Raw genomic sequence first — 13,921 nt, 5'->3', positions numbered from 1 at the left:
TGAAGAAAGCGCCCAGTCAGCCCTGGAGCGGGGAATATTCCTTGCGGAACAGCGAGGTCAGCCCGTTGCGGACCTGCGCCAGCTTGTCGCCGAGCGTCTGGTCCTGCGGCTTGTGCCCCCAGACGCTGATGCCGCGATGGGTCGTCTGCGGCCAGGATTCGATGTCCTCGCCCTCGGCGGCGCTCCAGCCGAGTTCGAAGTAGAAGCCGGACGGACTGACCGCGTAGAACGAGACGTCGCGGTCGTTCGGATGCTGGCCGACCGCCATCGCGATCTTCACGCCCAGCGCCCGGCAGCGCCGATAGGCGGCGCCGACGTCGTCGAGCGACGCCGCCTGCATCTCGACGTGCTGGATTTTGGTCGCGAACGGATCCATCGCGAGGCCGACCGTCGCGGCGACCGCGATCGAATGATGGCGGGGATTGACCCGAAGGAAGGCGATCCTGAGGTTGACCCCGCCGACGCGGTCCTCGATGAAATCGGAGATCTTGGCGTCGAAGATCTCGCGCCAGAAGGCGATCATGGCGTCGGGACGACGGGTCGAGATCGCGACGTGGCCGAGGCCGCGCTCGCCGGTGACGAAGCCCCGGCCGAGCACCTTCGGCGCCTCGTCCGAGCGCTTCGCCTCGACGAAGAGTTCGTAGATCTGCCGCTTGGGCCCGAGGAAGCGCCAGTAGCGCGCGACGCCGCGCAGCGCCGCCTCGTCGCCCGCGACCGCCTCGACCGCGACGCCGCGATCAGAGAGCCTTCTGAGAATGAGGTCGAGGGCGTCCGGGCTGGCGATCTGCCAGCCGAGCGCGAGGTCCTCCCGGTCGCGCTTGCGGACCACGAGGCGGCGGGCGTGCCCGTCGGTCCGGAAGGCGAGCAGGCCGGGGGCGTCCTCGGCGATCGCCATCCCGATCCCCTCGGCGGCGAAGCGCTTCCATTTGCCGAGGCGCGGCGACTCGACCAGCAGGTAGCCGAACTGGACCGCGCCGTAGACCGAGGTCGTGGCGGGCCGGATGTCGATGGCGTTCATGGGGGATCCTTCAGGCAAAGGGGATCGGGGTCAGGCGAGCGTCGACAGCGACAGGTGGGCGATCGTCGCGGCGTTGAATTCGGCCGACCGCTCCCACTGCACCCAGTGGCCGGTGCGGCTGAACAGGGTGAGGTCGCAGTTCGGCATCCGCGCCTGCAGCGAAGGGCCGCCGCTCGGCGGATTGACCCGATCCTCGACGCCCCACAGGATGAGCGTCGGCGCTTCCAGCCCGCCGAGCCGCGGATCGAGCGTCAGGTCGAGAACGCCGGGGTCGGGCAGATCCTTCGGCCGCACCAGCGGCGGGTTGGCGACGACCTCGGGATCGAGGCTCGCGGCGTAGCGCGCCGCGATCAGCTCGTCGGGCACGGCCGCGCCGTCGAACACCAGGTCGTCGCGCAAGAACTGCTCGAATTTGGCGCGCGTCGGCCCCTCGCCCGAATAATAGTCGAGCAGGTGGAGCAGGCCCTGGGTCGGCGGCCGCCGGCTGGTGTCGATCCCCCCGGGCCCGAGCAGCACGAGGCGGTCGACCCGCGCCGGCGCCTCGAGCGCGAGCCGCAGCGCGCAGGCGCCGCCGAGCGAGTTGCCGAGCACATGCGCCCTCGCGACGCCCAGCGCGTCGAGGAGGCCGAGAATCGCGCCGGCCAGATCGCCGAACGGGTCCTTGCGGTCGAGCCCCTTGGTCGACCGCCCGTAGCCCGGCAGGTCCGGCACGATCAGGCGGAAGCGCCGGGCGAGCGCAGGAAGGTTGCGCGAGAAATTGGAGAGCCCGCTCGCGCCCGGCCCGCCGCCGTGCAGCATCACGAGCGGCGGCCCCTCGCCGAATTCGACGACGAACAGCTCGCGCGCCCCCACCCGCACCGTCCGGCCGCCCTGCGGCTCGACAACGCCCGACGTTCCCATTCGCTTCCTCCCTGATGTCGGGGACCATGATCGCCCCGTCCCGATCGATATGACATAATCGTCATCATGACACAAGCGTCAGTTTGAAAAGAATCACGCGCGTGCTATGGCCGGCCGCGGAGACCTCGAGCGTGCTGGAACCGTCCCTTTCCCCCGATCACCGGCCGCGGGTCGCGGCCGAGCGACGTGCGCGCATGCACCGCAAGCTGGTCGAAAGCGCGCTGCTGGTTTTTGCCGAAAAGGGGGTGGACGCCTCGGTGATCGAGGACGTCATCGCCGCGGCCGGCGTCTCGCGCGGCACGTTCTACAATTACTTCCGGACGAACGCCGACCTGCTCGCCGCGGCGATCGAGGAGCTCGGCAACGAGCTCGTCGAGCATATCGAAGCGCGGGTGAGGTCGTTCCCCTCCCCGGCCGCGCGGCTGTTCACCGGCCTGCGGCTCTATCTGGCGGCGGCGCGGCGGTTCCCGCTGTTTGCGCGGTTCGTCGCGCGGATCGGCCCGCTGGCGATCGGTCCCGGCAACCGCGTCAACGCCTATATCCCGGTCCACATCGCGGGCGCGATCGCGCGTGGCGAATTCGCCGAGGCGCCCGTTGGCGTCGCCCTCGACGTGGTGGTCGGCGTGGGGGTGATGATCGTTTCGCGCATTGCGTCCGGCGAGGCCGACGCGGCCTATGGCGACGCGATGCTGCTCGCGCTCGCGCGCGCGCTCGGGTTCGATCTCGCGCGCGCCGAGGCGCTGCTGTCCGAGCCGCTCGCGCCCCTGAGTCTGGGGGCGGACTCGCTGCTCGTGCAAAGCGACGCGCGCGCGAAGACGCGCGACCGGCAGGAGCCGCAGCGGTCGTGACGGCTGTTCCCGTCATCGCGAGCCAAGCGCGGCGATCCAGGCGGGTCCCGCCGATGCCGGCGGTGGCCCGGCGGGCCTCGCTTCGACGTCCGAGCAGGCGGCCCCTGGATCGCCGCGTCGCCCTTCGGGCTTCTCGCGATGACGCCTCACGCCCCCGGCGACTGCCCGAACACCCGGCTCGCCCGGATGTCGGCCTCCTCGATGGTGGTCAGGCGCTCGAGGGTGAGCGCCTGGTCGCCTTCGGAAAAGAGCCGGTTGGCTTGCCTCAGCCGCGCCCGGTCGAGCGCGTTGCGGATCGAGCGGGCGTTGGCGAACAGCGGCTGCGCGCGCCGCGCCGGAATGTACTGCGTCAGCGCCGCCCGCGCGGACTCGCTGAGCCGGTAGCTGAGCCCGGCGAGCATCTTTTCCCCGATCTCCAGCAGGTTGGCGTCGGTGTAGTCGGGAAAATCGATGTGATGGGCGACGCGCGAGCGGAAGCCCGGGTTGGAGCGGAAGAACTGGTCCATCTTGTCGGCGTAGCCGGCGAGGATGACGACCAGATCGTCGCGGTTGTTCTCCATCACCTGCAGCAAGATCTCGATCGACTCCTGACCGTAGTCGCGCTCGTTCTCCTGGCGGTAGAGGTAATAGGCCTCGTCGATGAACAGCACGCCGCCCATCGCCTTCTTCAGCACTTCCTTGGTCTTGGGCGCGGTATGGCCGATGTACTGGCCGACGAGGTCGTCGCGGGTGACCGCGACGAGGTGGCCGCGGCGGACGTAGCCGAGCTTGAACAGGATCTCGGCCATGCGCCGGGCGACCGTGGTCTTGCCGGTGCCGGGATTGCCGGTGAAGCTCATGTGCAGGGTCGGCGGTTCGGAAGCGAGGCCGAATTTCGCCCTGACCCGGTCGACGAGCAGCAGCGCCGCGATCTCGCGGATCCGCTGCTTGACCGGCGCGAGCCCGACGAGTTCGTCGTCGAGCTGCTGCAGCACCGGGCCGACCCCGGAGGCGGCGTATTCCGCCGCCAGGCTCACCGTCGGCGCCGCCGTGTCGCGCGCGGCGTCGTTCATCGGTAGCGCGCCCCTTCCGGCCGATCGAGGCCGTAGCCGCGGATCTCGTAACGCTGCGTGCGGCCGGGGCCGGCGATGCGCTCGAGGCGGAATCCGTCCTCGTGGGGAGGCCGGTTGACGAGGAAGGAGATGCGCACCGACTCCCAGCCGTGGCTCGAATCGAACGCCGACAGCCGGATGTACTTGTCGCCGTGGAGCTTGCGGCAGGCCTCGAGCTCCATCAGCACGCCCTTGGCGTCGTGCAGGTCGAACATCGGCAGGCCCCACATCTCCCAGTAGGTGTTGCGCGGATGGGGATCGTCGGTGAACTCGAGGTTCACCGCCCAGCCCTTCTCCAGGGCGTACTGGACCTGGGTGAGGATGTCGTCGTCGGTGAGATCGGGCAGGAACGAGAAACAGCCTTGGGTGACGCGCATGGGAAAAGACCTCCGGTCGGAAGGTTCGCGGCGGCTCAGCCGGCGACGGACGGGGTGGGGACGAAGTCGAGCTGATCGGTCGAGGCGTAGTTGAAGGTGACGTCGCCCCAGACGTCGAGCGCCTGGCGCAGCGGCGTGCAGCTCCGGGCCGCCTCCGCGAGAATGGTCGGCCCCTCGTTGACGTAATCTCGCCCCGCGTTGCGGGCGAAGATCATCGCTTCGAGGGCGACGCGGTTGGCGGTCGCGCCGGCGGCGATGCCCGCCGGATGGCCGATCGTGCCGCCGCCGAACTGCAGCACCACGTCCTCGCCGAGCAGGTCGAGGAGCTGGTGCATCTGCCCGGCGTGGATGCCGCCGGAGGCGACGGGCATCAGCTTGTTCAGCGACGCCCACGGCTGGTCGAAGAACACGCCGTGCTCGAGCCGCATCGGATTGAAGTCCTCGCGGCAGATGTCGTAGTAGCCGCGCGTCGTGGCGGGGTCGCCCTCGAGCTTGCCGACCACGGTTCCGGCGTGGATGTGGTCGACGCCGGCGAGCCGCATCCACTTGGCGATGACGCGGAACGATACGCCGTGCGCCTTCTGCCTCGTGTAGGTCGAGTGGCCGGCGCGGTGCAGGTGCAGGATCATGTCGTTGCGGCGCGCCCATTTCGCCATCGACTGGATCGCGGTGTAGCCGATCACGAGGTCGATCATCACGATGCACGAGCCGAGCTCCTTGGCGAATTCGGCGCGCTCGTACATGTCCTCCATGGTGGCCGCGGTGACGTTGAGGTAGGTGCCCTTGATCTCGCCGGTCGCGGCCTCGGCCTTGGCGACCGCCTCCATGCAGTAGAGAAAGCGCTCGCGCCAGTGCATGAACGGCTGCGAGTTGATGTTCTCGTCGTCCTTGGTGAAGTCGAGGCCCCCTTTCAGCGCCTCGTAGACGACGCGGCCGTAGTTGCGGCCGGAGAGGCCGAGCTTCGGCTTGACGGTGGCGCCGAGCAGCGGCCGGCCGAACTTGTCGAGCCGCTCGCGCTCGACGACGATGCCGGTCGCCGGGCCCTGGAAGGTCTTCACGTAGGCGAGCGGCAGCCGCATGTCCTCGAGCCGCAGCGCCTTCAGCGGCTTGAAGCCGAAGACGTTGCCGATGATCGAGGCGGTCAGGTTGGAGATCGAGCCCGGCTCGAACAGGTCGAGATCATAGGCGATGTAGGCGAAGTACTGGCCTTCCGTTCCCGGCACCGGATCGACGCGATAGCACTTGGCGCGATATTTTTCGGTCGCCGTCAGCCGGTCGGTCCACACCACGGTCCAGGTCGCGGTCGAGGATTCGCCCGCGACCGCCGCCGAGGCCTCGATCGGGTCGACGCCGTCCTGCGGCGTGACCCGGAAACAGGCGATCACGTCGGTGTCCTTGGGCTCGTAGTCGGGCTCCCAATAGCCCATCTTGCGGTATTCCATGACGCCGGACTTGTAGCGGTCCTTGCCCTTCACGGTCTGCGACGGTTGCACGTTCATCCGCGTCCTCCCTTGGGCCGGCCTCGCCGGCGAACTGTTCCCGGGTGCGGTGTAAGGGCCGACGTGATTTGAGTTAAGTTCATTGTTTCAACAGATATGTTTTACTATGATAAAACCATGCTTCGACAGGTCACCCTGCATCAGCTCCGCCTGTTCGCCGGACTCGCGCGTCACATGAGCATGACCCGCGCCGCGGCGGAGGCGCACGTCACGCCCTCGGCGTTCTCGATTCAGATCAAGCAATTGTCGGAAGGGCTGGGCCAGCCGCTGCACGAGCAGGTCGGCAAGCGCCTCTTTCTCACCGAGGCCGGCCGGGCGGTCGCCGCGGCGAGCCGCGACGTGCTCGAACGGCTCGATCATCTGGGCATGGAACTGGCGGAGATGCAGGGCCTGAAGCGCGGCGGCGTGCGGGTGGCGATGATCACCACGGCGAAATATTTCGCCACCCGGCTGATCGGCGACTTCTGCCGCGCCTATCCGGACGTCGACTTCGCGCTCGAAGTCGTCAACCGCGAGCAGATCCTCGAGCGGATGCGGCAGAACCTCGACGATCTCTACATCATGGGCCAGGCGCCGGAGGGCATGGACGTGGTGGTTGCGCCCTTCGCCGACAATCCGCTGGTCGTCCTCGCGCCGGCCGAGCACCCGCTGTGCGAGGCGCGCGCGATTCCTGCTTCGCGCCTCGAACGCGAGCCCTTCATTCTGCGCGAGCCCGGATCGGGCACGCGGCAGGCGACCGAGCGCTATTTCGCCGAGCACGCCATCCGCCCGTCGACGCGGATGACGCTCGGCAGCGACGAGACGATCAAGCAGGCGGTGGCGGCCGGCCTCGGCCTCGCGGTGCTGTCGCGCCACGTCCTGACGCCCGGCGCCGCCGAGGGCTTGCGCGAGCTCGACGTCGAAGGGTTCCCGATCCTGCGCCGCTGGCGCGTGGTGCATCTCGCCGACAAGCGCCTCTCGCCGCTGGCGCGGGCGTTTTTGACGCTGCTGAAGGAGCAGCGGCCTCCGCGCTCCGCGCCCGGGGAAGCCGCTGCGCCGACCGCGGACGCCGGACCCCCGCTGGCACGATAGAAGAGGCACAACCTATTCGTGAGGACGACGAACGCCATGCCCGACACCCAGATCATCCGGCTGACGGCGCTCGCGGCGGAGGCCGAGGAAGACGCCGCCGACGCTGCCGCCTATGACGAGGCCATGGCGGCGCTCGAAGGCGGCGTCGAGGTCCTTCTGCCCGCCGAACTCTCCGCCCTGATCCTCGAAGGCGCGAGCCTGCTCGCGGCCGTGCGCAAGTGGCGAGGCCTGTCGCAGGCCGAACTCGCGCAGAGGACGGGATTGCGGCAAGGCGCCGTGTCCGATCTCGAAACCGGACGCCGCAAGGGGGCGCAGCCGACCCTCGAACGGATCGCGAGCGCGCTCGACGTTCCGTTGAACTGGATCGTGTCAAAGGGCGGAAACGCGGGGTGATGTCGCCCTGTCCCCAAGCCGGCCGCAAGAGCGGCGGTCGCGCCGCGCAATGGGCTGCCTCTCCCCGGGCGCGCCCTGTCGGCTCCTCGCGAACGACCCCCTTGGGAGGCTTCACCCCGCCCGGTTCGCCGTCAGACTCTCCCGGATGGCCTCGATGTTGGCGGCGTAAGACTCGGGGCCGCCCTTGAAGACGGCGGAGCCGGCGACGAGGGCGTCGGCGCCGGCGGCGACCACCAGAGGGGCGGTGTCGGGGGCGATCCCGCCGTCGACCTCGATGCGGATCGGCCGGTCGCCGATCATCGTCCGGATCCGGCGGATCTTGTCCAGCGTCGCGGGGATGAATTTCTGGCCGCCGAAGCCGGGGTTGACCGTCATCACCAGAATGAGATCGAGCCGGTCGAGGACGTAGGCGATGGCGCTCTCGGGGGTCGCCGGATTGAGCGCCACGCCGGCCTTCTTGCCGAGTTCGCGGATCGTCTGCAGCGAGCGGTCGAGGTGCCTGGTCGCTTCGGCGTGCACCGTGATCCCGTCGGCGCCGGCCCTGGCGAAGGCCTCGAGATAGGGGTCGCAGGGTTCGATCATCAGGTGGCAGTCGAACGGCTTGTCGGTGTGCTTGCGCAGCGCCGCGATCACCGGCGGACCGAAGGTGATGTTGGGCACGAAATGCCCGTCCATCACGTCGAGGTGGATCCAGTCGCCGCCCGCGGCGGCGACGGCGCGGACCTCCTCGCCGAGCTTGGCGAAATCGGCCGAGAGGATCGAGGGGGCGATGACGACGGGGCGGGCGGTCATTGGGGGCTCCGTTCAGTGGGAGAGTGGCGAGCCTTGGGGTTGCGACCCCTCACCCCCGGCGCTTCGCGCCGTCCCTTTCCCTGAGGGAGAGGGCGGCGGTCGCACTGTCGGCGCGAGCGGGCGTTCGGGCGGCGTCCCCCGGGCCTGATCCGGGGCGCCGGATATCCTACACATCGGCAGGGGCGGCGTCTCGCCGCCCCGACAGGGCGTCCGGAAGGACGCCCGTCTCCGACGGGCGGCGCGTGCAGCGCGCGCCCTCCCGGGGTTAAGCCGCCGCCTTGCCGAGCTTGGCGCGCCAGCCGGGGAAGAGGGCGTCGGCGTCGTGGGAAAAACTCTCGAAGGCGCGGGCGAACGCGCGGTGATCCTTGGCGAATTCGATCGGGTCGGCACCCGCCTTCCAGCATTGCTCGGCTTGCCTGAGCGAGGTCGCCCCGGCCGCGCCGCCGTCGAGGTGGCCGAAGGCGCCGCCGCCGGCGGTCATGATCAGGTTCGAATGACCGAGGTTCATGAAGAAGCCCGGCATGCGCAAGGCGTTCATGCCGCCCGAGATGATCGGGGTGGTGGGGTTCATGCCGAGCCACTCCTGGTGGAAGAACGCCCCGTCGACGCTGTCCTCGGTGATCATCGCGGCGATGATCCGGTCGCCGGCCTCGCCCTCCATCTTGCCGAAGCCCATGGTGCCGACATGGATGCCCGATGCCCCCTGCAGGCGCGCCATCTTGGCCAGCACGAGGCCGGTGTAGCCGCGCTTGGAATTGGGCGAGGTCACCGCGCCGTGGCCGGCGCGATGGTAGTGCAGGTACTGCCTGGGGAAAGTCCGCCGCGCCGTGGTGATCGCCGCCGGGCCGGCGACATAGCCGTCGACCAGGAAGGCGACGTGGTCGGCGTTCGGCCCGAAGGTCTCGAGGATGAACTCGCCGCGCGCGATCATCTCGCGGTAGTCGTCGGCGGTGATGTTGAACGAGAACAGTTTTGCTTCGCCGGTCTTGTCCTGGGCGCGCACCATCGCGTCGTTGACAGCGCGCACGGTGTCCTTGAACGGGGCGAAGGTCTGGTTGCCCTGCGGCTCGTCGTTCTTGATGAAGTCGCCGCCGAGCCAGAAGTCGTAGCAGGCGTCGGCGAACGGCTGCGGCCGCAGGCCGAGCTTCGGCTTGATGATGGTGCCGACGATGAAGCCGCCGTCGACGACGGGACGCCCGAGCACCCGCCACAGGTCGCGGATCGTGGTCGCGGGGCCGTCGAACAGCCTGAGATAGGCCGGGGGCACGTAGAAGTCGTGCATCTTGCCGTATTCGACGTCGCCCATGCCCTGGTTGTTGCCGATGGTCAGGGTCAGGAACGAGGCGATCATCGCCCGGCCGTCGATGATGTTGCGATCGAAGAGATCCACCGGATAGGCGATCTTGGCGATCTCCCTGGCCTCGTCGATCTCGTAGACCAAGGCATCGACGCCGCGGGTAAAGTCGTCGGTGGTCGAGACTTCAACGTTGGTGCCGGTCGAGGATTCGGCGGCGAAATGCGCCGCCGTCTCGAGGTAGCCGTAGCCGGCCTTGGGCTTCATCACATAGGCGCACAGCACGTGGCGGCCGCCGGCGATCAGGTCGGCTTCCTTCAGGTTGAGGTTGGCGTAGCGGTTCGACTGGTCCATCGGTTGATCCTCGGTTCGGTGTTGTCTCAATGCGCCGTCCGCTTTGCCGACGGCGTCCGCTGTTCCCGTGTCACATGCCCCTACCACCGTCCCGCGGACGGTCCCCCTCCCCCGTTTCGCTTCGCTACACGGGGGAGGAAAGCGGCGACGCCGCAGGCTCCTCCCCTGCGATGCCGGGGCTGCGACCGGCATGGCGCTCCGTCTTCGTCAGGCGGTCAGCGCCTGCGCCGCCGCGACGATTTTTTCCGCCGTGACGCCGAAGTGGCGGTAGAGGTCGGGCGCGGGGGCGGAGGCGCCGAAGCCGGTCATGCCGATGAACGCCCCGCGTTCGCCGATCCAGCGGTCCCAGCCGAGCCGCGCGCCGGCCTCGATCGCGATCCGCGGCGCCGTCCCCAGCACTTCGTCGCGATACGCCGCCGGCTGCGCCTCGAACAGGTCCCAGCACGGCATCGACACCACCGCGACCCGCTTGCCTTCCGCCCGCAGCGCCTTGGCCGCATCCATCGCGATCGTGACTTCCGAGCCGGTGGCGATCAGCGTCACGTCGCGCGCGCCGTCGTCGGCGCTCAGCACATAGGCGCCGCGGGCGCTCTCGTTGACGGCGCAGGAGGTCCTCAGCGTCGGCAGGTTCTGGCGCGACAGGACCAGCGCCGAGGGCGTGCGCCTGGCGGCCAGCGCCAGCTCCCAGCACTCGGCCGTCTCGACCGCGTCGCACGGGCGGAACAGATGCAGGTTCGGCGTCGCCCGCAGCATGGCGAAATGCTCGACCGGCTGATGAGTCGGCCCGTCCTCGCCGAGCCCGATCGAATCGTGGGTGAGCACGTAGATGACGCGGATCCCCATCAGCGCCGACAGCCGGATCGCGCCGCGGGCGTAGTCGGCGAACACGAAGAACGTGCCGCCGTAGGGGATGAAGCCGCCGTGCAGGGCGACGCCGTTCATCGCCGCCGCCATGCCGAACTCGCGGATGCCCCAGCGGGCGTAGCGCCCGGAAAAGTCGTCCGCCGCGAGCGACGTCATGCCCTTGGAGATGGTCAGGTTGGAATGGGTCAGGTCGGCCGAGCCGCCCAGCGTGATGGCGATCGCCGAGTTGATCACCTCGAGCGCCATCTCGGACGCCTTGCGCGAGGCGACGTTGGGGGCTTTGGCGACCAGGTCGGCCTTGTAGGCGGCCATTGTCTCGGCAAAGTCCGCCGGCAGGTCGCCGGCGATCGCCGCCTCGAACCGGGCGCGCTCGGGATAGAGGGCGAGCCTCTCCTCCCAGGCGAGGCGCGCCTCGCGCCCGCGCGCTCCGGCCGCCCGCCAGGCGGCCAAAATCTCGGCCGGGATCTCGAACGGCGGCGCGCTCCAGCCGAGCGCTTTTCGCGCGGCCTCGACTTCCGTCGCGCCGAGCGGCGCGCCGTGGGCGCCTTCGGTCCCCTGCTTCGAGGGCGCGCCGAAGCCGATCACGGTGCGGCAGGCGATCAGCGTCGGCCGGTCGCTGTCCTTGGCTTGCGCGAGCGCCGCCTCGATCGCCGCCGGGTCGTGGCCGTCGACCGCGAGCGTCCGCCAGCCGGCGGCGGCGAAGCGGGCGCGCTGGTCGGTTCCGGTCGAGAGCGCGGTCGAGCCGTCGATGGTGATGCGGTTGTCGTCCCACAGCACCACGAGCTTCCTGAGCCGCAAGTGGCCAGCGAGGTCGATCGCCTCGTGGCTGACGCCTTCCATCAGACAGCCGTCGCCGGCGATGACCCAGGTCCTGTGGTCGACGAGGCCGGGGTGGCGGGCGGCCAGCGCCGCTTCCGCGATCGCCATGCCGACGGCGGTCGCGAGCCCCTGGCCGAGGGGCCCGGTGGTGGTCTCGACGCCCTCGGCGTGGCCGTATTCCGGATGGCCGGCGGTCTTGGCGCCCAGTTGCCGGAAGCGCTTGATCTCGTCGATCGTCATGTCCGGGTAGCCGGTGAGATAGAGCAGCCCGTAGAGCAGCATCGAGCCGTGGCCGGCCGACAGCACGAAGCGGTCGCGGTCCGGCCAGCGCGAGGCGGCGGGATCGAACTTGAGGAATTTTCCGAACAGGACGGTGGCGACGTCTGCCATGCCCATCGGCATGCCGGGATGGCCGGACTTCGCCTTCTCGACCGCGTCCACCGCCAGGAAGCGGACCGCATTGGCCATCGCGGCGTGCGCGACGGCGGGAGTCATGGCGTTCATGGGCGTGAAGAACCTTTCTCTTTCGGGCGTTCAGGCGCGCAGCGCGCGCTCTCAGCATTCAGGCGCGCAGCGCGCGCCGGCGGCGCTCGACCAGCTGCAGGATCATCGGGGTGAGGATGAGCTGCATGGCGATGTCCATCTTGCCGCCGGGGATGACGATCGAGTTGGCGCGGCTCATGAAGCTGTCGTTGATCATCGACAGGAGATAGGGAAAGTCGATGCCGCGCGGGCTGCGGAACCGGATCACCACCAGCGACTCGTCCGGGGTCGGGATCCAGCGCGCGACGAACGGGTTGGAGGTGTCGACGGTCGGCACGCGCTGGAAGTTGATGTCGGTCTGGGTGAACTGCGGGCAGATGTAAGTGATGTAGTCGGGCATGCGGCGCAGGATGGTGTCGGTGATCGCCTCGGTCGAATAGCCGCGCGCGGCGCGGTCGCGATGCAGCTTCTGGATCCATTCGAGGTTGATCACCGGCACGACGCCGATCTTGAGATCGACGTACTGGGCGACGTCGACGGCGTCGGTGACGACGGCGCCGTGCAGGCCTTCGTAGAACAGGAGGTCGGAGCCGGGCTCGAATTCGCGCCAGGGGGTGAACTCGCCCGGCGGCGCGCCGTGAACCTCGGCCTCGGCCGCGTCATGGACATAGGTGCGGGTCTTGCCGCCGCCGCTCGCGGCATAGTCGCGAAACGTCGTCTCGAGCTCGCCGAACAGGTTCGCCGCCGGCCCGAAATGGCTGTAATGATGGTCGCCCTTCGCCGCCGCCAGCTTCATCTGCTCGCGCATGTCGATCCGGTTGAAGCGATGGAAGGCGTCGCCCTCGATATACACCGGGTTGATCTTCTCGCGGCGAAAGATCTGCTCGAACGTCTTCTTCACCGAAGACGTCCCGGCCCCCGACGAGCCGGTGATCGCGATGATCGGATGCTTGATCGACATGGGATAGATATCCGGAAGGCTCGAGGAAATTAGCGGCGCAGGAGGCCGCGGGCGGCGAACAGCGGCGGCTGGATTTCGAACACGCCGCCCTCGTAATAGCGGGCGATGCGCTCCACCTTGGCCCTCGAGCCGAAGATCAGCGGCGTCCGCTCGTGGACGGCCTTCGGCTCGATGTCGAGGATGCGGTGAAATCCGTCGATCGCCGCGCCGCCGGCCTGCTCGACCAGAAAGGCGACGGGATTGGCCTCGTAGAGGAGCCGCAGCCGGCCGTTTTCGTAGCCCTCGCGCGAATCCTCAGGATAGAGATAGACGCCGCCGCGCACCAAAATGCGGTAGACGTCGGCGACCATCGAGGCGACCCAACGCATGTTGAAGTTGCGGCCGCGCGGACCCTGGTCGCCCGCCACCAAATCTTCGACGTAGGCGCGAACGGGCGCCGACCAGCGACGCGCGTTCGAGGCGTTGATCGCGAATTCGTTCGAATCCTCGGGGATGGTCACGCGCCGGGCGGTGACGCGCCAGCTCCCGGTTTCGGGGTCGAGGGTGGCGATCGTCGTCCCCTGCCCGAAGGTGAAGGCGAAGGCGGCGTGCGGCCCGTAGACGACGATCCCGGCCGCGCGCTGCTTCTTCCCCGGCTGCAGGAAATGCGCCGTCTCGAGCGGCCCCGGGGAGGCGTCGAGCACGGAGAACACCGTGCCGATGGAGATGTTGGCGTCGATGTTGGACGAGCCGTCGAGCGGGTCGATCGCGACCAGCAGCGTCCCGCGGGGGTCGAGGGCGAGCGGGTCGTGGCGCTCCTCCGAGACGACGCCGCGCACCCCCGCGCCGGCGAGCCGGCCGATGAACGCTTCGTCGGCGAACACGTCCAGCGCCTTTTGCGCGACGCCGTCGTGAGCCGGCCCGACGTCGGCGTCGAGGGGACCCGCGAGCGCGCCGCGGCGAATGCGGTCGGCGACCCGGGTCGAGGCCTCGGCGAGGCCGGCGAGAACGCGCGCCACGTCCGCCGGGGCGTTGGCGGCCAGATAGGCGGTGAGATCGTCGTTTGGTGTCGCGGCGCCGGTCACGGGGCCCCTCCCAGCATTGCCCGGCGCCGAACCATTCGCCGTCGCCGTGCTTTTACCGGTTTGCCTTGACCAAAATAAACTGAAATATTTTTA

13 protein-coding genes are annotated in these 13,921 nt (G+C 69.1%); 3 read left to right on the top strand and 10 right to left on the bottom strand.

What is annotated here, in order from left to right; genetic code table 11:
- Positions 1 to 16: 16 nt before the first annotated feature.
- Both DFR50_RS10780 and DFR50_RS10775 read right to left on the bottom strand, forming a co-directional pair.
- Positions 17 to 1,018: a VOC family protein gene (locus tag DFR50_RS10780; RefSeq protein ID WP_113889208.1), complete on the bottom strand. Its 1,002-nt coding sequence runs from the start codon at positions 1,016 to 1,018 to the stop codon at positions 17 to 19.
- A gap of 30 nt (positions 1,019 to 1,048) precedes the next feature.
- Positions 1,049 to 1,918, bottom strand: coding sequence for an alpha/beta fold hydrolase (locus DFR50_RS10775; RefSeq protein WP_210208858.1), 870 nt, complete (start codon positions 1,916 to 1,918; stop codon positions 1,049 to 1,051).
- Between the two features lie 131 nt (positions 1,919 to 2,049).
- Between DFR50_RS10775 and DFR50_RS10770 the strand changes: the two genes are divergently transcribed.
- Positions 2,050 to 2,766, top strand: coding sequence for a TetR/AcrR family transcriptional regulator (locus DFR50_RS10770; RefSeq protein ID WP_147262725.1), 717 nt, complete (start codon positions 2,050 to 2,052; stop codon positions 2,764 to 2,766).
- 146 nt (positions 2,767 to 2,912) lie between these two features.
- Here DFR50_RS10770 and cbbX read toward each other — a convergent pair whose 3' ends face one another.
- From cbbX to DFR50_RS10755, 3 genes are read right to left on the bottom strand one after another with little or no spacing between them, the layout of a single operon-like run.
- Positions 2,913 to 3,818 carry a CbbX protein gene (gene cbbX / locus DFR50_RS10765; protein WP_113889206.1) on the bottom strand — a complete coding sequence of 302 codons (906 nt, stop codon included), beginning with the start codon at positions 3,816 to 3,818 and terminating at the stop codon, positions 2,913 to 2,915.
- Complete coding sequence (locus DFR50_RS10760) at positions 3,815 to 4,234, bottom strand: ribulose bisphosphate carboxylase small subunit (protein WP_113889205.1); 420 nt, start codon at positions 4,232 to 4,234, stop codon at positions 3,815 to 3,817. Before DFR50_RS10760 ends, cbbX begins: the two co-directional genes overlap by 4 nt.
- 35 nt (positions 4,235 to 4,269) lie before the next feature.
- Positions 4,270 to 5,733 (bottom strand): form I ribulose bisphosphate carboxylase large subunit, encoded by a 1,464-nt coding sequence (locus DFR50_RS10755; RefSeq protein ID WP_113889204.1) that lies wholly within the window; start codon positions 5,731 to 5,733, stop codon positions 4,270 to 4,272.
- Positions 5,734 to 5,850: 117 nt separating this feature from the next.
- On the opposite strand from DFR50_RS10755, the gene DFR50_RS10750 reads away from it, so the two are divergent.
- Entirely contained in the window at positions 5,851 to 6,804 is a 954-nt protein-coding gene (locus DFR50_RS10750; protein ID WP_113889203.1) for a LysR family transcriptional regulator, read from the top strand.
- A 36-nt stretch (positions 6,805 to 6,840) separates the two neighbouring features.
- Positions 6,841 to 7,197, top strand: coding sequence for a helix-turn-helix domain-containing protein (locus tag DFR50_RS10745; RefSeq protein ID WP_113889202.1), 357 nt, complete (start codon positions 6,841 to 6,843; stop codon positions 7,195 to 7,197).
- A gap of 111 nt (positions 7,198 to 7,308) precedes the next feature.
- Here DFR50_RS10745 and rpe read toward each other — a convergent pair whose 3' ends face one another.
- The 5 genes from rpe to DFR50_RS10720 all read right to left on the bottom strand — a co-directional run bounded on the left by rpe (position 7,309) and on the right by DFR50_RS10720 (position 13,828).
- A complete protein-coding gene (gene rpe / locus DFR50_RS10740; protein ID WP_113889201.1) occupies positions 7,309 to 7,989 on the bottom strand; it encodes a ribulose-phosphate 3-epimerase in 681 nt (226 codons plus the stop codon).
- 265 nt (positions 7,990 to 8,254) lie between these two features.
- Positions 8,255 to 9,637, bottom strand: a complete 1,383-nt coding sequence (locus DFR50_RS10735) for a ribulose-bisphosphate carboxylase (RefSeq protein WP_113889200.1) — start codon at positions 9,635 to 9,637, stop codon at positions 8,255 to 8,257.
- 207 nt (positions 9,638 to 9,844) lie between these two features.
- Positions 9,845 to 11,824 (bottom strand): transketolase, encoded by a 1,980-nt coding sequence (gene tkt / locus DFR50_RS10730; protein WP_425376072.1) that lies wholly within the window; start codon positions 11,822 to 11,824, stop codon positions 9,845 to 9,847.
- Between the two features lie 58 nt (positions 11,825 to 11,882).
- Positions 11,883 to 12,764, bottom strand: coding sequence for a phosphoribulokinase (locus DFR50_RS10725; RefSeq protein ID WP_113889199.1), 882 nt, complete (start codon positions 12,762 to 12,764; stop codon positions 11,883 to 11,885).
- Positions 12,765 to 12,793: 29 nt separating this feature from the next.
- Positions 12,794 to 13,828 (bottom strand): class 1 fructose-bisphosphatase, encoded by a 1,035-nt coding sequence (locus DFR50_RS10720; RefSeq protein WP_210208857.1) that lies wholly within the window; start codon positions 13,826 to 13,828, stop codon positions 12,794 to 12,796.
- Positions 13,829 to 13,921: the final 93 nt, after the last annotated feature.

Source organism: Roseiarcus fermentans (genome assembly GCF_003315135.1).
GTDB classification, from domain to species: domain Bacteria; phylum Pseudomonadota; class Alphaproteobacteria; order Rhizobiales; family Beijerinckiaceae; genus Roseiarcus; species Roseiarcus fermentans.
Note: the sequence above shows the minus strand (reverse complement) of the source record. Positions and strands in the feature narration are given on the sequence as shown.

Bases quoted from the DNA above. Each gene is read 5' to 3' on its own strand.
- DFR50_RS10780 (WP_113889208.1), bottom strand. From the start codon at position 1,018: ATGAACGCCATCGACATCCGGCCCGCCACGACCTCGGTCTACGGCGCG.
- DFR50_RS10775 (WP_210208858.1), bottom strand. From the start codon at position 1,918: ATGGGAACGTCGGGCGTTGTCGAGCCGCAGGGCGGCCGGACGGTGCGG.
- cbbX (WP_113889206.1), bottom strand. From the start codon at position 3,818: ATGAACGACGCCGCGCGCGACACGGCGGCGCCGACGGTGAGCCTGGCG.
- DFR50_RS10760 (WP_113889205.1), bottom strand. From the start codon at position 4,234: ATGCGCGTCACCCAAGGCTGTTTCTCGTTCCTGCCCGATCTCACCGAC.
- DFR50_RS10755 (WP_113889204.1), bottom strand. From the start codon at position 5,733: ATGAACGTGCAACCGTCGCAGACCGTGAAGGGCAAGGACCGCTACAAG.
- DFR50_RS10750 (WP_113889203.1), top strand. From the start codon at position 5,851: ATGCTTCGACAGGTCACCCTGCATCAGCTCCGCCTGTTCGCCGGACTC.
- DFR50_RS10745 (WP_113889202.1), top strand. From the start codon at position 6,841: ATGCCCGACACCCAGATCATCCGGCTGACGGCGCTCGCGGCGGAGGCC.
- rpe (WP_113889201.1), bottom strand. From the start codon at position 7,989: ATGACCGCCCGCCCCGTCGTCATCGCCCCCTCGATCCTCTCGGCCGAT.
- DFR50_RS10735 (WP_113889200.1), bottom strand. From the start codon at position 9,637: ATGGACCAGTCGAACCGCTACGCCAACCTCAACCTGAAGGAAGCCGAC.
- tkt (WP_425376072.1), bottom strand. From the start codon at position 11,824: ATGAACGCCATGACTCCCGCCGTCGCGCACGCCGCGATGGCCAATGCG.
- DFR50_RS10725 (WP_113889199.1), bottom strand. From the start codon at position 12,764: ATGTCGATCAAGCATCCGATCATCGCGATCACCGGCTCGTCGGGGGCC.